The 17,244-nt window shown below is 74.9% G+C and carries 15 protein-coding genes; 14 read left to right on the top strand and 1 reads right to left on the bottom strand.

From position 1 onward, the window contains the following. Positions 1–34 precede the first annotated feature (34 nt). Complete coding sequence (locus ACWDBE_RS00330; RefSeq protein WP_449791405.1) at positions 35–457, top strand: tautomerase family protein; 423 nt, start codon at positions 35–37, stop codon at positions 455–457. Positions 458–713: 256 nt separating this feature from the next. On the opposite strand, the gene ACWDBE_RS00325 is transcribed toward ACWDBE_RS00330, so the two are convergent. Beyond that, positions 714–1,793, bottom strand: a complete 1,080-nt coding sequence (locus tag ACWDBE_RS00325) for a hypothetical protein (protein ID WP_449791404.1) — start codon at positions 1,791–1,793, stop codon at positions 714–716. Positions 1,794–2,408: 615 nt separating this feature from the next. Here ACWDBE_RS00325 and ACWDBE_RS00320 point away from each other — a divergent pair. The 13 genes from ACWDBE_RS00320 to ACWDBE_RS00260 all read left to right on the top strand — a co-directional run bounded on the left by ACWDBE_RS00320 (position 2,409) and on the right by ACWDBE_RS00260 (position 17,201). Beyond that, on the top strand, positions 2,409–3,602 hold the full coding sequence (locus tag ACWDBE_RS00320) for a CapA family protein (protein ID WP_449806629.1): 1,194 nt from the start codon (positions 2,409–2,411) through the stop codon (positions 3,600–3,602). Between the two features lie 214 nt (positions 3,603–3,816). Continuing rightward, entirely contained in the window at positions 3,817–4,368 is a 552-nt protein-coding gene (locus tag ACWDBE_RS00315) for a hypothetical protein (RefSeq protein ID WP_449791402.1), read from the top strand. 448 nt (positions 4,369–4,816) lie between these two features. Next, on the top strand, positions 4,817–6,088 hold the full coding sequence (locus ACWDBE_RS00310) for an MFS transporter (protein ID WP_449791423.1): 1,272 nt from the start codon (positions 4,817–4,819) through the stop codon (positions 6,086–6,088). Positions 6,089–6,435: 347 nt separating this feature from the next. Next, positions 6,436–7,395, top strand: coding sequence for a UDP-glucuronic acid decarboxylase family protein (locus tag ACWDBE_RS00305; protein WP_449791401.1), 960 nt, complete (start codon positions 6,436–6,438; stop codon positions 7,393–7,395). 79 nt (positions 7,396–7,474) lie between these two features. Next, on the top strand, positions 7,475–9,139 hold the full coding sequence (locus tag ACWDBE_RS00300; protein WP_449791400.1) for a carbamoyltransferase family protein: 1,665 nt from the start codon (positions 7,475–7,477) through the stop codon (positions 9,137–9,139). Then, positions 9,136–10,215 carry a glycosyltransferase family 2 protein gene (locus tag ACWDBE_RS00295; RefSeq protein ID WP_449806628.1) on the top strand — a complete coding sequence of 360 codons (1,080 nt, stop codon included), beginning with the start codon at positions 9,136–9,138 and terminating at the stop codon, positions 10,213–10,215. Before ACWDBE_RS00300 ends, ACWDBE_RS00295 begins: the two co-directional genes overlap by 4 nt. Continuing rightward, positions 10,215–10,826 (top strand): D-glycero-alpha-D-manno-heptose-1,7-bisphosphate 7-phosphatase, encoded by a 612-nt coding sequence (locus ACWDBE_RS00290; RefSeq protein WP_449791398.1) that lies wholly within the window; start codon positions 10,215–10,217, stop codon positions 10,824–10,826. Before ACWDBE_RS00295 ends, ACWDBE_RS00290 begins: the two co-directional genes overlap by 1 nt. Next, the gene (locus ACWDBE_RS00285) at positions 10,823–11,839 is read left to right on the top strand and encodes a glycosyltransferase family 9 protein (RefSeq protein WP_449806627.1); all 1,017 of its coding nucleotides are present in this window, start codon (positions 10,823–10,825) and stop codon (positions 11,837–11,839) included. The genes ACWDBE_RS00290 and ACWDBE_RS00285 overlap by 4 nt, the downstream gene beginning before the upstream one ends. Beyond that, positions 11,836–12,798, top strand: coding sequence for a glycosyltransferase (locus ACWDBE_RS00280; protein ID WP_449806626.1), 963 nt, complete (start codon positions 11,836–11,838; stop codon positions 12,796–12,798). Before ACWDBE_RS00285 ends, ACWDBE_RS00280 begins: the two co-directional genes overlap by 4 nt. After that, positions 12,795–14,033 (top strand): glycosyltransferase, encoded by a 1,239-nt coding sequence (locus ACWDBE_RS00275; RefSeq protein WP_449806625.1) that lies wholly within the window; start codon positions 12,795–12,797, stop codon positions 14,031–14,033. The genes ACWDBE_RS00280 and ACWDBE_RS00275 overlap by 4 nt, the downstream gene beginning before the upstream one ends. Continuing rightward, entirely contained in the window at positions 14,030–14,710 is a 681-nt protein-coding gene (locus ACWDBE_RS00270) for a D-sedoheptulose-7-phosphate isomerase (protein WP_449806624.1), read from the top strand. The genes ACWDBE_RS00275 and ACWDBE_RS00270 overlap by 4 nt, the downstream gene beginning before the upstream one ends. Then, positions 14,707–16,149 carry a D-glycero-beta-D-manno-heptose 1-phosphate adenylyltransferase gene (gene rfaE2 / locus ACWDBE_RS00265; RefSeq protein ID WP_449806623.1) on the top strand — a complete coding sequence of 481 codons (1,443 nt, stop codon included), beginning with the start codon at positions 14,707–14,709 and terminating at the stop codon, positions 16,147–16,149. Before ACWDBE_RS00270 ends, rfaE2 begins: the two co-directional genes overlap by 4 nt. Next, on the top strand, positions 16,134–17,201 hold the full coding sequence (locus tag ACWDBE_RS00260; RefSeq protein WP_449791392.1) for a glycosyltransferase family 9 protein: 1,068 nt from the start codon (positions 16,134–16,136) through the stop codon (positions 17,199–17,201). Before rfaE2 ends, ACWDBE_RS00260 begins: the two co-directional genes overlap by 16 nt. The last annotated feature ends 43 nt before the right edge of the window (positions 17,202–17,244 follow it).

Here is a 17,244-nt window from a genome sequence, read left to right as displayed (position 1 = left end):
TCCGAAGCCGCACCCCACCGCACCGAGGAGAACCATGCCGCTCTGGCACGTCTACCACCCTCCCGGCACCTACACCCCGCCGCAGAAGAAGCAACTCGCCGACGACATCACCGGGTTGTACACCCGCTTCGGGCTGCCGAAGTTCTACGTCGTGGTGCTCTTCCACGAGATCGACGCGGACTCGTTCTACGTGGGCGGCGAGCCCACGCCGGACGCCGTACGCATCGTCGTCGAGCACATCGCCCGGCACACCAGCGACCCGGACATGCGCGGGCGCACCCGGGAGGCGCTCGCCGCACTCCTCGCGCCGCACACCAAGGACCGCGGGCTGTACTGCGAATTCCACATCGACGAGACGCCGCGGGACCTCTGGATGATCGACGGCATGGCCCCGCCCTCGCCGGCGAGCGAGGCCGAGCAGCACTGGGCTCGGGAGAACCGCCCGAGCCCGTACTGATCACCTCGATACGGCCGGGGTCGGCGGCGCTGTCGGCCCCCGGCCCCGGAAGCGCCGCGCGCGCACCCTCCACGCTGCGGACCTGAAAGGGTGTTGGCGGTCGATCACAGAGCTATCCGACGGCCGACCACCGCCGCGCGGTTCACCGGTACACCCGTGCGCCACTCGTCGGCGGTCGCCGGGAGCATCCACCGCACAGCGGGAAGCACGGCCGGAAGGGCTTCCGGCCGTGCTTCCGCAGGACTTCCGGCAAGATCTACCAGATGCGCTTCGAGACCGCCGCGTTGTCGGGGAACAGGCCGCTCCTGGCGCCGTTCCACCTGATCGTGATCGTCCACGAGGCGTTCCCCAGGGGCGTCGGGTACACCGCCGGTGTCGAGGCCGACGGGGCCAGAGAACCGGCCGGGCGGCGCCAGCCGTCGAAGGTGCGGCCGCCGTCGCTCGACGTGGTCTCCCACACGTATCCGTCGTTTCCGATGCAGGAGATCATGACGCGCTGCTGCTCGGCGTAGCCCGGCTGACCGGGGCCGACCACGGTGGACTGGTTCCCGAGTCGCGCCGCCCCCACGCCGCTGGCGCACTCGCCACCGCCGTTCACCTCGGACAGATCCAGGACCGCGCCGGTCGTGGGATCCGTCGTCTCGCGCCACACGTGGTGGTCGGTTCCCGTGAAGAAGCTGCGCAGCACCGATCGGTAGTACTCGGTGCCGTAGACGGCGATCTGGCTGTCACCCTCGATGTCCGTGGCGTTGGTGCCGAGGAGCGCGTGCGAGTCCACCCGCCAGCCGCTGGACGTCAGTGTTCCGTTGTAGTTCCTCAGGAACGTGGTGTTGATGCGCCGGTAGGCGTTCGGTGCCTCGATCATGAGGTCCCGGGTGGCCGAGCTGATGGTGAGGATCGGGCTGCCGATCGCGTTGGCACCGGCCGGGAGCCGCACCCAGTCCGTCCAGAAGTTCAGGGACCCGTTGTTCGCCTGGCTGTACCAGATCTCCCCGTCCGTGCCTCGGATGACGACCATCGCGCGCCCCGGAGGGAACTCGACGATGCGCGGCGGCGACGTGGTCCGGGAGGCGTTGTTTCCGCCGAGCGGGTGCCAGCTCCCACCGTTGTAGCGGAACCAGATGTTGTTGTCCGTGCCCCGGGCGACGTCGTACGTGGCACCGCTGATCGTCACCGAGTACACCGCCGACAGCACCCGTGACTGATTTCCGTCGAGACTGATCCACTCCGTCTCCGCGGCCTGCGCCGGACCGGGCGTGCCGGCCAGTACCAGGACCACCCCGGCGAACGCGGCCAGCACCGCGCGCCAGCCGCGGACCATACGCTGACGAACCAAGGACACAACGACCTCCCTGCCGTTTACCTGCGACGTCCGACGTTCCGTACGGGGCGTTCGACGTTCCACACGGACCGTTCAAGTGAGGAGTCTCGTCCGTCGTGGTCGCGGAGGTTGCCGCTGCGCGCACTGGCGGACGCCCCCCAGCGCACGAAACCGCGCCGCCTCCTCGCCGCGCCACGCGCACCGCCGGACGAGGCGTCCACGCGCCCACCGGCGAGAGCTTCACCGCCCTCGGCAGCAAGGACGAGACCCCGCAGCAACGCGCCGACAAGCGCATGACGCCCGACGGCCTCACCAGCCGGCCCCGGTCGACCCGCCCGCCCGCCTTCAGCCGTGCAGGCGGGCAGGCCGGGCAGGCCGACGCCGGCGTCCGGCAAACAGGGGAACGCCGCAGCATGAGGCCGGTCGGCACCGAGACCGCCGCCCGCTTCGACACCGTCGGGCTGGACCGGTCGCGGGAGCCGGTCCTCCCGGGCGCCGCGTCGTGCGGCCGCGGCGCCGTCGCGCGGGGCGGCTGGCCCCGTCGGGTGATCCCAGGGCGCGGGTTCCGCGTCGGCCGGTCGACGGCTCGCATAGTCGGACCGTCACACCTGTCGATCATGAGATGAGCCGATGATGCGATTCCCGCGCCGAGAGATCCTCACCACCGCCGGCGCCCTCCTGCTCGCCCTCGCGGGGTGCGGGGCACCGCAGGCCCGGCAGGCCGTGCCGTCGCCGCCGCGGGATCCCGGCACCACGGCCGCGCCGACCCCGCCGGGGCCACGGGCGTTCACACTGGTCGCGACCGGGGACGTGCTGCCACACACCGAGATCATCCGGCAGGCCCGGGAGGACGCCGGGGGCAACGGCTACGACTTCACCCGGATGCTCGCCGGAGTCGAGCCGGTCGTCGGCGCCGCCGACCTGGCCATCTGCCACATGGAGACGGTGTACGGCGCCGACGGCGGGCCCTTCACCGGCTACCCGTCGTTCAAGTCGCCCCCGCAGGTGGCCCAGGCGCTCAAGGACACCGGCTACACCTCCTGCGACACGGCCTCGAACCACACCCTCGACGACGGGCCCGACGGCATCCGGCGCACGCTCGACGCCATGGACGCCGTCGGTCTGAAGCACACCGGATCCGCTCGCAGCGCCGACGAGGCCGGCCGCCCCGCACTGGTCACGGCAGGTGGCGCCACGGTGGCCCAACTCGCCTACACCTACGGAACCAACGGCATCCCGCTGCCGAAGGACCGCCCCTGGGCGGTCAACCTCATCGACCGGGAGCGGATCCTCGCCGACGCCAGGGCCGCCCGGGAACAGGGGGCGGACATCGTGGTGGTCAGTGTCCACTGGGGCACCGAGTGGCAGGACACCCCGGACGAGCAGCAGCTCGCCCTCGCCCGCGACCTGGCCGCCGGGCGGAGCCCCGGTCGGCCGGACATCGATCTGGTCCTCGGAACCCACGCCCACATCCCGCAGGCCTACGAGAAGATCAACGACACCTGGATCGTCTACGGCCTGGGCGACCAGCTCGCCGGACACATGTTCAACCCCACCGGCGCGGAGGACCCGCGGGGGAACTGGAGCTCGATCGCCCGGTTCACCTTCTCTCCGCCGGCCGCGCCCGGGCAGCGCTGGACCGTCACCAAGGCCGAGTTCCTCCCCCAGCTGACGGACCTCGGTCCGCCCTACAGGGTCCTCGACCTGACCGAGGCCGTCCGCCGCGAACCGGGCCGAGCCGACTACGCCCAGGCCCTGGACCACATCCGGTCGGTCGTGCTGAGCCGCGGCGGCGGCGCGGCAGGGCTGACCATGGCCTCCTGAGCCGCCGTTCAGGCACCGGCCCGGCCACCCCGTCCGCATGGCCCCCGTGCGAACCTCACCGGGGCCGTGTGCCGGTGCCCCGCCTCGACCCGCGCCCGGGAGGAGTCCCCTGGTCAGCTCCGCCCCGTACCGGCAGCTCGTGGGCCGTCACGGCGTCGGGAACCATTCGTTGCCGGTCACCGTCCTTGGTCGGACACCAGACGAAGGAGTGATCGTGAACGTCCTGCCCGATCTGTTCGCCGCGCTTCCGGCACTCGACGCCGGCCTCGACCCCGCCGCGCCATGGCCGGTGCGCCGAGCGGAGCTGCGCGTTCCCGCCGGCGCGACCCTGCACGTCGGTGACCCGCAGGGCAACGACGGCTACGCCTTCGAGGTCCCACGGTTGGTGGCGTACCTGATCCTCGACGCCGACCCGGACGAGCCCGGGATCACGGCGGCCCTGCTGCGCCTGGACGACGCCTACCCCGTCGATGCGGACGAGGACGTCGACTTCCTCGACACCTGCTCCGGAGTCCTCCTGGTCCACGCGCTGGCCGACAACCAGTCCGCCGTACGGTTCGCTCAGGACTTCGCCGAGGCAGGAGACCGGGAGCAGGAGGCGAGCCCGGACGGACGGGCCGCCTGCGGAGCCGTGAAGCATTCCGAGGGCTGGCAGCTGGAGCCCGACGGACCCGTCCTCGCCCTGCGCGTCGACCCGGAGGGGCTGAACGTGATCACCTGCCGCGACGGGCAGGGGCGGGCCGTCGCCATGCTGCTGCAGGCCTGACGGCACCACGCCGCTCACGCCCGGCCGTCCCCGCCCGGACATCCCCGCCCGGACAGCAGGAGGTCACGGAGAGCGACCAACGACGGTGTGAGCAAGGCCACCCCGACCGCAAGGGCAGCCCTGGCAAGAGGACTGACGGTGTGTTCGTCGCCGACGGGGCTCCTTCCCTTCCCTCTGACGCGAAGGCTGCCGACAATGGGCGACGCGGCGTCCCGTGCCGCGCTTCGGAGCGACCGTCCACGGCCGCCCCGGTTCTCCGTGCCGCTCGCGGGACCACGCCGTGCCGGACGGGGGCCGATCCTGCCCGTCCGACCCCCAGAGAACCGTGCATTCCAACACGCCCGCGTCCCCCGCCGCCCACCCGACCCCGGCCGCATGCCCTCCCCACCAGCGGACATCCGCCTCACCGGCCCAGGCGGCCGACCCGGCATCGGCGTCGGCCGCCGGCCTGCCGACGCCCCGGAACGACCGTGCGCCCTGGCGCTCGCTGCGTCACCGTTCGATGCGCTGGTGGACGGTGGCGAATCTCCTGTCGAACGCGGGCACCTGGATGCAGCTGACCGTGCAGAACCTCCTGGTCCTGCAGCTGACCGGCTCGGCGGCCGTCACGGGTCTCTCCCTGGCCGTGCAGGCAGCGCCCGCGCTGCTGCTCGGACTGGTCGGCGGCGCGGTGGTCGACAGCTGGCCACGGAAGGTGACGGCCGCGGTGAGCCAGGCGGCCCTGGCCGCCATCGCCGTCGCCACCGCTGTGCTGCTGGCGGTCGGTGTGCTGAACGTGCCGCTGCTGCTGGTGCTCGGGCTGCTCACCGGCCTGGTCGCCACCGTGGACGGTCCGGCCTGCGCGCTGCTCGGCAACGACCTGGTCCCGCGGGAGGACGTGCCGTCCGCGATCGCGGTCGGCTCGGTCGCCCACAGTGTCGGCCGTCTGGGCGGCGTCGCCCTGGCCGGCCTCACCTTCGCTCCGCTCGGCCCCGTCGTCGCCTACGCGGTCAACGGCGTCTCCTTCGCCCTCGTCGCGACCGCGATCCCCTTCCTGCGGCCCTTCCCCGGCGCGGCCGACGACCAGGACGCCCCGAGCCCCGGCCACGAGGCGGACGGCCGGACCCGAGGCGGCAGGGGCGTGCGTGACGGCATCGGCTACTTCTTCGGCCGTCCCCGCCTGGTGGCGCTCGCCGCCATGTGCGCGCTGAGTTCCCTCCTCGGCCGGAACTACCAGCTGACACTGGCCTCGCTCGTCACCGGCTCCTTGCACGCCGGTCCGGGGGCGTACGGCACGGTGTCGGCCGTACTCGCGGTCGGTGGTGCGGCCGGAGCGGTCCTGGCCGGCCGGCTGCGCCGACCCACCGTCCGGTTGGTGGCGTGGGTGACGGCGAGCGGTGCGCTGCTCCAGGCCACCGCCGCGCTGGCACCGTCGTTGCTCCCGCTGCTCCTGCTGGTCCTGCCGATGGCGGTCCTGGAGTCGCTCTCCGACACCGCCGTCTCCACCCTTCTCCAGACCGACCCGCCCGCGCATCTGCGCGGCCGGGTGCTCGGTGCGTGGCGCAGCATCAGCACCGGGTGGGCACTCGGCGGCCCGCCGCTGCTCGGCCTGCTGATCCAGGTGCTGGGAGCCCGGACGGCGTTGCTGACGGGCGGCCTGGTGGTCGCGGTCGCCGTCGCCGGGGGCGTCCTGGCGCGCCGGCCGTCGGCCCTGCCCCGGGTGGCGTCGGCACCCGCCTGATCCCGCGGGGGCCGGCCCACCGGACCGGCATGGCTCAGCGGCCGGCGCGAGGTCGCCGCCGGACCCCGGGGTGCCACTGACCGCGCCGAAAAGCGCCGGCAGCGCGCCGACCGGACGCGCCGACCGGACGGGCCCTGCCCCACCGCTCCCCCGGAGGGTCGGCCCTTCCAGCCAGGATCACCCGGGTGGCGGCCCGCCCCCGCGCCGCCGCTGCGGCCGTTTCGCCGCGCGGCGCGGGCGCGGGCACCGTCATTCCGCACGGGCGACCGCGGGCCCCGGTCGCGTCCTCCTCGGCAGCCACAGATGCTGTTCGTGCTGCCACGTCCCCGATTGAGGATGGACACGCCATGAACTCTGTGCGAACGAGCGGCAAACACACCGTGGTGACCGGCGGGGCCGGCTTCGTCGGCTCGCACCTTTGCACGGCGCTGCTGGCCCGGGGCCATGCCGTCACCTGCGTCGACGACTACTGCACCGGATCACCGGCCAACGTGGCGCACCTGCTGGACCGGCCCGGCTTCGTCGTGCACCGCGCCGATGTCGCCGACGGCCTGGACATCGCACAGCCCACCGACATGGTCTTCCACCTCGCGTCCCCCGCCTCCCCCGCCGACTACCTGCGGCTGCCGGTGCACACCCTGGAGACCGGGAGCCTGGGCACGCGCAACGGACTGGAGCTCGCCCGGCGGCACGGAGCGCGCTTCCTGCTCGCGTCCACGTCCGAGGTGTACGGCGACCCGCTCCAGCACCCGCAGAGCGAGAGCTACTGGGGCAACGTCAACCCGATCGGCCCGCGCAGCGTGTACGACGAGGCGAAGCGCTTCGCGGAAGCGCTGACCACCGCGGAAGGCCGGGCGGACGACGTGAACACCGCGATCGTGCGGCTGTTCAACACCTACGGTCCCCGCATGCGGTCCCACGACGGCCGGGCCGTGCCGACGTTCATCCGGCAGGCGCTGGCCGGTGAACCGCTCACCGTCAGCGGCGACGGCAGCCAGACGCGCTCGCTCACGTACGTCGACGACACCGTCGAGGGCATCGTGGCCATGGCCGAGTCCGAACTGTCCGGACCGGTCAACCTCGGCAACGACGCCGAGATGTCCGTGCTGGCACTGGCCGAACTGGTCATCGAGCTCACGGGCTCCCGCTCCCCCATCGAGTTCATCGAGCGCCCGATCGACGACCCGGCCGTCCGCCGGCCCGACATCACCCTGGCCCGCGGCAAGCTGCGCTGGGAGCCGCGGACCCCGGTGCGGGAGGGGCTGCTGAGGACGATCGCCTGGTTCCGCGAGCACCCCGAGGCCTGACGCGGACCGTCCGAGGTCCCATCCCGCAGGCCCGGGCAGGAGGGGCCCGGCGGGAACGGCCCCGCCCGAAAGAGGAAGCATGCGCCTACTCGGTATCAACGCCTTGTTCCACGACCCCTCAGCGGCCCTGGTCATCGATGGCCGTACGGTGTGCGCCGCCGAGGAGGAACGCTTCTCCAGACGCAAGCACGGCAAACGACCACTGCCCTTCTCCGCCTGGGAACTCCCCGAACAGGCCGCCCGCTGGTGCCTCGCCCGAGCCGGCCTGCAGCCGGCCGACCTCGACTTCGTCGCCTACGCGTACGACCCGGCCCTCGCCCGGCCGGCCGACGCGCTGGGCCTCGACGACCCGTGGGACGAGCTGCGGCAGCACTACGCCCGGGTGGCCCCCTCGTTCCTCGCCGAGGCGCTGCCCGGCCTGCACCCGGAGCAGGTGCGTTTCGTACCGCACCACGTGGCGCACGCGGCCTCGTGCGCGTTCGCGGCCGACGGGGAAGCCGACACGTGCTCCGTGCTGGTCCTCGACGGGCGCGGCGAGGCGACCTCGCACCTGGCCGCCCGGCGACGGGGCAATCGACTGGAACCACTGGCCGGACAGGAGCTGCCCCATTCGCTCGGTCTGGTGTACGAAGAGCTGACCCAGCACCTGGGCTTCCTGCGCTCCAGCGACGAGTACAAGGTCATGGCGATGGCGTCCTACGGCCGGCCGCGGATGGCGGAGGCGCTGCGCCGCCACGTCCACCCGACCGGGGACGGCGGCTTCCGGGCCACCGCCGTGCCGTGGGAGGAGTTCGCGCCGGCGCTGCCGCCGGGCGGCGACTGGACACCGCTCCACGCCGACCTCGCCTGCTCCGCACAACGGGTGCTGGAGGATGTCCTGCTCGACCTGGCGCGCTGGCTGCACGGGCGCACCGGGGACCGGTTGCTCACCATGGCCGGGGGCGTGGCACTCAACTGCGTGGCCAACTCCCGGATCGCCCAGGAGGGGCCGTTCGACCGGGTCTGGGTGCAGCCCGCGGCCGGGGACGCGGGCACCGCGCTCGGCGCGGCCCTGTACCTGGCGGCCGTCCACGGCGACGAACCCGCACCGATGCCCGGCGCGGACCTGGGCCGTTCCTGGCCGGACACCGAATTGGAGGCGTGGCTGAACCGGGCCCGAGTACCGTACGAACGCCCGGCCTCGATCGCCGCCGAGGCCGCCCGGGTGCTCGCCGAGAACGGCATCGTCGCCTGGTACCAGGGCCGGTCCGAGTTCGGGCCGCGGGCCCTCGGGCACCGCTCGCTGCTCGCACACCCCGGACACGCCGCCAATCTGGAGCGGCTGAACGACGTCAAGGGCCGCGAGCAGTTCCGGCCGGTCGCGCCGATGGTCCTGGCCGACCGCGCGGCCAAGATCTTCGAGGGGCCGCTGCCCAGCCCGTACATGCTCTTCGTGCACCGGGTGGCCGACGAGTGGCGCGAACGCATCCCCGCGGTCGTCCACGTGGACGGCACGGCGCGGATCCAGACCGTCGACGCCGACGACGACCCGTCCACCGCCCGCATGCTGGAGGAGTTCGAACTGCTCACCGGCCTGCCGGTGGTCGTCAACACCAGCCTCAACACGGCGGGTCGCCCGATGGTCGACAGCCCCCGCGACGCCCTGGAGTGCTTCGGCTCCTCGCCCGTCGACCTGCTGGCGCTCGGGCCGTTCGCCGTCCGGCGGGCGTCGATGTTCGCCGGCACCGGGGAGGTGCGGCCGTGACGCGCTACGCCGTGGTCATCCCCACGCTCGGACGGCCGAGCCTCGCCGCCTGCCTGACCGCGCTGGCCGCGGCCGAAGGGCCCGCGCCCGAGCGAGTGGTCCTGGTCGACGACCGGCCGCGCCCCGGTCCCCCGCCACTGGACGCCTCCGTCCCCGAGATCCTGCGCGACCGCGTCGTGACCGTCGCCGGCGGCGGCAACGGTCCCGCAGCCGCGCGCAACGCCGGCTGGCGGGTGACGACCGAACCCTGGGTGGCGTTCCTCGACGACGACACCGTGCCCGGCCCGACCTGGGCGAGTGACCTCGCCGCCGATCTCGCCGCCGCGGACGAGCGGACGGGTGGCGTCCAGGGCCGGATCGTCGTGCCGCTTCCGGCCGACCGCCGCCCCACCGACTGGGAGCGGGCCACGGCCGGCCTCGCCGGGGCCGCGTGGATCACCGCGGACATGGCGTACCGGCGCGAGGCCCTGGAGCAGGTCGACGGCTTCGACGAACGTTTCCGCCGGGCGTTCCGCGAGGACGCCGATCTGGCGCTGCGGGTCCTCGACGCCGGGTGGCGGCTGGAGCGCGGGCGGCGGACCACCACCCATCCGGTGCGCCCCGCGGACCCGTGGACCTCCCTGCGCCTCCAGGCGGGCAACGGCGACGACGTGCTGATGACCCGTCTGCACGGCCGGGGCTGGTGGCGACGCGCCGACGCTCCGCGGGGCCGGCTGCCCCGGCACCTCGCCGTCACCGCGGCAGCGGCGGGGGCCGTGGTCTGCGTCCTGGCAGGCCGCCACCGGGAAGCGGCGCTGCTCGGCGGCGCGTGGCTGCTGGGCACCGGCGAGTTCGCGCTCGCCCGCATCGCGCCGGGTCCGCGGACGGCCGACGAGGTCGCGGCCATGCTCGCCACCAGCGTCGCGATCCCGCCGGCCGCCTGCTACCACTGGGTGCGCGGCCTGGTGCGCCACCGCGGGGCCGAGCGCCGTACGCACTCCCCGGCGAACGGGCCCGCGGTACGTCGGCCCTCCGGCGGGGCGCCCCCCGTTCCGTCCGCGGCCCGGCAACCGGGCGGAGCAAGGAGTACGACGTGATGGCCCTCGTCACCCCGGCCTCCGGCCCTTGGCTGTACGCCGGTCCGAACACGGGACGGCCCGCCCCACAGCTGCCCGGGGCACCGGCGGCGGTGCTCTTCGACCGCGACGGCACCCTGGTCGAGGACGTGCCGTACAACGGCGACCCCGGCCTGGTCCGGCCCGTTCCCGGCGCGCGGCCCGCGCTGGCGCTGCTCCGGACGGCCGGTGTGGCCGTCGGCGTGGTCAGCAACCAGTCGGGCGTCGCCCGCGGCCTGCTCGACCGTGCCCGCCACGACGCGGTACGGGCCAGGGTCGAGGAGCTGCTCGGACCCTTCGAGGTCTGGGCGGTCTGTCCGCACGGACCGTCGGACGGCTGCGGATGCCGCAAGCCCTCGCCCGGGCTGGTGCTCGCCGCGTGCGAGGCGCTCGGCGTCCCGCCGGCGCGGGTCGCGGTGATCGGGGACATCGGCTCCGACGTGGAGGCCGCCCGGGCCGCCGGAGCCCGCGGCGTGCTGGTTCCCAGCCCGGTCACCCGACCGGAGGAGATCGCCGCGGCCCACGAACGGGCGGCCGACCTCGTCTGCGCCGTCCGGCTCCTGCTCGGACCGCTCACCGGGCGCCCGTCATGAGGACACTGGTGGTGCGGCTGGACAGCGCCGGCGACGTACTGCTCGCCGGGCCCGCGGTGCGCGCGGCGGCCCACGGCTCGCAGGAGGTGACCCTGCTCTGCGGGCCGAGGGGCCTGCCGGCGGCCCAGCTGCTGCCCGGGGTCGACCGGATCCTGGTCTGGGACGCCCCCTGGGTGGGATTCGACCCGCCGCCGGTCCGCGCCGACGACATCGAAACGGTGGTCGCGGACCTCGCCGCGCACCGCTTCGACCGGGCCCTGGTACTGGCCTCCTTCCACCAGAGCCCGCTGCCCACCGCCCTGGTGCTGCGGCTCGCGGGCGTGCGGGGCATCGCGGCCGACGGCGAGGACTACCCGGGGATGCTGCTCGACCTGCGGCACCGGCGCGCGGAGGGTCGGCACGAGGCCCTGGCCGCGCTCGACCTCGCCGAAGCGGCCGGGTTCGCCCTCCCGCCCGGGGACGACGGCCGGCTGCGCATCCGGCGGGCCACCGACACGGGTACGCTGACCGGCCCCGGCCGGTACGTGGTGGTCCACCCCGGTGCTGCCGTCCCGGCCCGGGCTCCCGGCCCGGCCACCGCCGCCGCCGTGGTCCGGGCCCTGAGCGCGGCGGGGCACCGGGTGGTGGTCACCGGTGGCCCGGGCGACAAGGAACTCACCGCGGAGGTGGCGGGCCCGTACGCTCTGGACCTCGGCGGGCGCACCGACTTCGGCGAGCTGGCCGGAGTGCTCCGGGGAGCCGACGCCGTGGTCGTCGGGAACACCGGTCCCGCCCACCTCGCGGCGGCCGTCGGCACGCCGGTCGTCTGCCTGTTCGCTCCCGTCGTCCCGGCCGAGCGATGGCGCCCCCACGGGGTGCCGCACGTGCTGCTCGGGCACCAGGACGCCCCTTGTGCCGGCACCCGCGCCCGGACCTGCCCGGTTCCGGGCCACCCCTGTCTGGACTCGCTGACCGGGCCCGAGATCGTCCGCGCCGTCGATGATCTGCTGCGCCGCGCCGAGGAGGCCCCGTGAACATCCTGCTGTGGCACGTCCACGGATCCTGGACGACGGCGTTCGTCCAGGGACCGCACCGCTACCTCGTCCCGGTCCTCCCGGGGCGGGGGCCGGACGGGCTCGGGCGGGCCCTGACCTTCGACTGGCCCTCCTCGGTCGTCGAGCTCTCCCCGGACGAGCTCCGCCGCGCCGACGTCGACCTGGTGGTCCTCCAACGGCCCCACGAACAGGACCTCGCCGAGCGCTGGCTCGGACGCCGGCCCGGACGGGACGTGCCGGCCCTGTACCTGGAGCACAACAGCCCGCACGGGAACGTGCCCGACACCCGCCATCCGCTCGCCGACCAGGCCCGGGTGCCGATCGTCCACGTGACCCACTTCAACCGCCTGTTCTGGGACAACGGCCGGGCCCCGGCCACCGTCGTGGAGCACGGGATCGTCGACCCCGGCCACCGGTACACCGGCGAGCTGGAGCGAGCCGCCGTGGTGGTCAACGAGCCCGTCCGGCGCGGGCGCACCGTCGGCTGCGACCTGTTGCCGATGCTCTCGGCCGCCGCCCCGCTCGATGTGTTCGGCATGCGCACCGACGGCCTGGCCGGGCACCTGGGCCTCCCCGAAGAACGCTGCCGGACGTACGAGCTGCCGCAGGCCCGCCTGCACACCGAACTCGCCCGTCGCCGCGCCTATCTGCACCCCGTCCGGTGGACGTCGCTGGGACTGTCGCTGCTGGAGGCGATGCACCTCGGCATGCCGGTGGTGGCACTCGCCACCACCGAGGTGGTGCGGGCCGTACCGCCCGGTGCCGGAGTGCTCTGCACCCGGCCGGAAGCGCTCGCCGAGGCGACCCGCCGCTACCTTCGCGATCCGGCCGCCGCCGATGCGGACGGTCGACGGGCCCGCCGGGCGGCACTCGAACGCTACGGCCTCAAGCGCTTCCTGAACGACTGGGAACACCTGATCGAGGAGCTGACCCGATGACCACGACACCCCCTCTGCACATCGCCCTGGTCTCCGAACACGCGAGCCCGCTGGCGGAGTTGGGCGGAGTCGACGCCGGCGGTCAGAACGTCCACGTCGCCGCCCTCGCCGACGCGCTCGCCGACCGGGGCCACCGGATCACCGTCCACACCCGGCGTGATTCGCCCACCCTGCCGGCACACGTGCGCCTGCGGCCCGGAGTGACCGTCCACCACGTCCCCGCAGGCCCGGCCCACGCCCTGCCCAAGGACGAACTGCTGCCCCACATACCGGAATTCGGCGACCGTCTGGCGGAGCACTGGGACAGCGACCCGCCCGACGTGGTGCACTCGCACTTCTGGATGTCGGGCCTGGCCGCGCTGCGCGGCGCCCGAGACCGCGGCGTGCCGGTGGTCCACACCTACCACGCGCTCGGCACGGTCAAGCGCCGGTACCAGGGGTCGGCCGACACCAGCCCGCCCCACCGGATCGAGGCCGAGACCGCCGTCGGTCTGTCGGCCGCCGCCGTCATCGCCACTTGCCGGGACGAGGTGCGGGAGTTGCTCCTGATGGGCCTGCCACCCGATCGGATCCGGGTGGCGCCCTGCGGCGTCGACCCGGACCGGTTCGGCCCCGCCCGGCACCGCCCGCCCGCAGGGCCGCCGCGGCTGCTGACCGTCGGCCGGCTCGTCCCTCGCAAGGGCACGGACACCGCCGTGGCAGCGCTCACCCGGTTGCCCGGCGTCCACCTGCTGGTCGCCGGCGGCCCCCCGGCCGACCGGCTGCCCGCCGACCCGGAGGCCCGCCGACTGCGGGCTCTCGCCGTGGAACTGGGCGTCGCCGACCGCCTCACCCTGCTCGGCGCCGTACCCCGCGAGCGGATGCCCCGACTGCTGCGCGACAGCGACGTCGTGGTCTGCCCGGCCCGGTACGAGCCGTTCGGCATCGTACCGCTGGAGGCCATGGCCTGCGGTGTCCCGGTCGTGGCCAGCGCCGTCGGCGGGCACCTCGACACCGTCGCCGACCGCCGCACCGGGAGACTGGTACCGCCCGGCTCGGCGGAGGAGCTCGCGGCTGCCGTGGCCGGACTGCTCGCCGCACCCGCCGTCCGCGCCGCCTACGGGGCCGCCGGCCGCCGCCGGGTGCTCGCCAACTACACCTGGCGGGCCGTCGCCGACCGCAGCGAGGCGGTCTACCTCGACGTCCTCGCCACGGCCCGCCCCACCGTCCACCCGATGACGGGAGTCGTGCGATGACACCCCGATCCCGTGACCGCCAGCCCGACGTGCGGCCGGCCACCGGCCACTGCCTCGCCCTGGAGGAGGCCGTCCGTCGACTGCGGACCGACCAGCTGCCCCTGCTCACCTCATGGGGCGCCGCCCTCGCCGGGCGACTGCCCGCCGGCGGCAGGCTGTTGGCGGCCGGCAACGGCGGCAGCGCCGCCCAGGCCCAGCACCTCACCGCCGAGCTGGTCGGCCGTTACGCGGCCGAGCGGCCCCCGTTCTCCGCGATCGCGCTGCACGCCGAGACGTCCAGCGTCACCGCCATCGGCAACGACTACGGCTTCGACGAGGTGTTCGCCCGCCAGGTGGCCGCCCACGGCCGACCGGGCGACGTACTGGTGCTGCTGTCGACCTCCGGCCGCAGTCCCAACCTGGTGCGCGCCACCGAGGCGGCCCGGCGCGGCCGTCTCGACGTCTGGGCGATGACCGGCCCCGCACCCAACCCGCTCGCGGCCGCCGCCGACGAGGTCCTCGCCGTCGCGGCCGACCGGACCGCCACGGTCCAGGAGGTCCACCTGATCGCCCTCCACCTGGTGTGCGAGGCCTTCGACGCGGCGCTGGCCCGCCCACGGCCGTACCTGCTGCCGACCCGCACCACCGTCGCGCGCACCGGCGGCGACGGGGGACGCCCCTCCAGGGAGTCGGCATGAGCACCGCCGAGACCCGGGTCACGAACCGACGCCGTCCGCTGGTCGTCGTCGGCGACAGCCTGCTCGACTGCGACATCGACGGGGACGCGACCCGGCTCGCCCCCGACGCGCCCGCGCCGGTGGTGGACGTGACGGCCGAACGGCACCGGCCGGGCGGTGCGGCGCTGGCCGCCTGGCTCGCGGCCGGCAGCGGCCGCGAGGTCGTCCTGGTGACCGCGGTCGGGAACGGCGACGCCTCGACCGAGCTGCGCCACCTGCTCGCGGACCGGGTCACCCTCGTCGAACTCCCGCTGGACGGCGACCTGCCGGTCAAGACCCGGGTCCGCGTCGGCGGACGGCCACTGGTGCGGATCGACCGGGGCGGCGGCGTGCCCGGCGCGCCCGGAGACACCGCCCGACAGGCGATCGCGGCCGCCGGGGCGGTCCTGGTCTCCGACTACGGCCTGCGGACGGCCGACCGGCTCCGGCCGGAACTGGCCACCGCGACCGGCCACCTCCCGGTGGTGTGGGACCCCCACCCCCGTGGCGGCCCACCGGTGCCCGGTGTCCGGCTGGCCACCCCGAACGCAGCCGAAGCCCGTCTGCTCACGGTCGCCCTCGCCCCCGACGAGCCTCCCGGCGAGGACCTTCCCTCGCAAACCCGCCGAGCCGCCCTGCTCACCCGGCGCTGGGGAGCCGCCGGAGTCGCGGTGACCCTCGGCCCCCTCGGCGCACTGCTCAGCCGCGGCCCCGACAGCCCGATCCTGCTGCCCGCCCCGTACGAGGCGACGGGCGACACCTGCGGAGCCGGGGACTGCTTCGCCGCCACCGTGACCACCGCGCTCGCCGACGGCGCCCTCCCCGAAGAGGCCGTGCAGCGCGGGGTCACGGCCGCCACGGACTTCATCGCCCGCGGCGGCGTGGGCGATCCCGCACTCTGGCGGCACACGCCCCCGGCCTCCACCACCGAGGATCCGGTCGCGCCCGACGCGACCCGGCTGGCCCGTGCGGTCCGCTCCCGCGGAGGCGCGGTGGTCGCCACCGGAGGCTGCTTCGACCTGCTGCATCCCGGACACCTGGCCCTCCTGGAATCCGCCCGGCGGCTCGGCGACTGCCTGATCGTCTGCCTCAACTCGGACGCCTCCGTCCGGCGGCTCAAGGGCCGCGGGCGTCCGATCAACTCCGCGGAGGACCGGGCCAGGGTCCTGGCCGGCCTCGGCTGCGTCGACGCGGTGGCGGTCTTCGACGAGGACACGCCCGAGCGCGTGCTCGGTCTGCTGCGGCCCCATCTGTGGGTCAAGGGCGGCGACTACACAGCCGAGACGCTGCCCGAACGGGCCGTCCTGCGCAGCTGGGGCGGCCACGCCGTCGTACTGCCCTACCTCGACGGACACTCGACCACCTCGCTCGCCCGGCGGGCAGCCGCCGCGACGGGCGGCGGCCCGTGGCCGGCGCGGTGACGCCCGGCCAGGCGGTGCCCCGGCGGCGTACGTCCCGGCAGGGCGCCCACCGTCCGCGGGTCCTGGTGCTCCGGGCCCTGGGCCTCGGCGACCTGCTCACCGGCGTGCCCGTCCTGCGCGGACTGCGTCGGGCCCTGCCCGACCACCACATCACGCTGGCCGCACCCGCCCGGCTCTCCGGCGCCGTCCTGGCAACCGGCTGCGTGGATCGGCTGCTCGGCACCACCGCCGCCGGGCGCGGGGTCCCCTCCCGGCTGGCGTGGTCCGGTCCGCCACCCGACCTCGCCGTCGACCTGCACGGCAACGGCCCCGCCAGCCACGCCGTGCTCCAGGCTCTCGGCCCACGGCAGGTGTGGGGCTTCGGGCGCGTCGGACCGCCCGCACTGGCCGGTCCGCAGTGGGACGAGGAGGAGCACGAACGCGAGCGCTGGTGCCGCCTGGTGCAGTGGTACGGCATCGCGGCGGACCCGGCCGACCTGCTGATTCCCGCCCCCGAGTCGCCCTCGCCCGCCCCGCACGCCGTCCTCGTGCATCCGGGAGCCGACGCCGGCAGCCGACGCTGGCCCGCCGAACGGTTCGCGGCCGTCGCCCGAGCCGTCCACTCGTCGGGCGTGCCGGTCGTGATCACTGCGGGCTCGGGCGAGGGGGCGCTCGCCCACCGGGTGGCCCGGGACGCCGGGCTGCCGGAAGGGGCCGTGTTCGGCGGAGAGCGGGACGTCCCGTTCCCCGTCCTGGCCGCCCTGGTCGCCGGAGCGCGCGCCGTCGTGGCCGGCGACACTGGCCTGTCCCACCTCGCGACGGCCCTCGGCACCCCGTCCGTCACCCTGTTCGGTCCGGTCGCTCCCCGCCTCTGGGGCCCGCCGTCCTCGCCCCGCCACATCGCCATCTGGCGGGGCGGACCCGACGGTGGGTCGCGCCCCGGCGACGCCGGCGGCCACGAACCCGATCCTCGGTTGCTGGCCGTCCACCCGGTCGACGTCCTGACCGCACTCGACGGGCTGCCGCCCGCCGTACTCGAACCGGAGGGGCGCCGGGACCGGACGATCCGGTGACGCGCCCCGGAGCCCGGCGGATCAGACGCTGGTGAGCAGCTGG

The organism is Kitasatospora sp. NPDC001132, assembly GCF_053598415.1.
Note: the sequence above shows the minus strand (reverse complement) of the source record. Positions and strands in the feature narration are given on the sequence as shown.

Coding starts and splice junctions, on each gene's coding strand:
- ACWDBE_RS00285 (WP_449806627.1), top strand. CDS start 10,823: ATGAGGACACTGGTGGTGCGGCTGGACAGCGCCGGCGACGTACTGCTC.
- ACWDBE_RS00330 (WP_449791405.1), top strand. CDS start 35: ATGCCGCTCTGGCACGTCTACCACCCTCCCGGCACCTACACCCCGCCG.
- ACWDBE_RS00305 (WP_449791401.1), top strand. CDS start 6,436: ATGAACTCTGTGCGAACGAGCGGCAAACACACCGTGGTGACCGGCGGG.
- ACWDBE_RS00275 (WP_449806625.1), top strand. CDS start 12,795: ATGACCACGACACCCCCTCTGCACATCGCCCTGGTCTCCGAACACGCG.
- ACWDBE_RS00290 (WP_449791398.1), top strand. CDS start 10,215: ATGGCCCTCGTCACCCCGGCCTCCGGCCCTTGGCTGTACGCCGGTCCG.
- ACWDBE_RS00320 (WP_449806629.1), top strand. CDS start 2,409: ATGATGCGATTCCCGCGCCGAGAGATCCTCACCACCGCCGGCGCCCTC.
- ACWDBE_RS00270 (WP_449806624.1), top strand. CDS start 14,030: ATGACACCCCGATCCCGTGACCGCCAGCCCGACGTGCGGCCGGCCACC.
- ACWDBE_RS00300 (WP_449791400.1), top strand. CDS start 7,475: ATGCGCCTACTCGGTATCAACGCCTTGTTCCACGACCCCTCAGCGGCC.
- rfaE2 (WP_449806623.1), top strand. CDS start 14,707: ATGAGCACCGCCGAGACCCGGGTCACGAACCGACGCCGTCCGCTGGTC.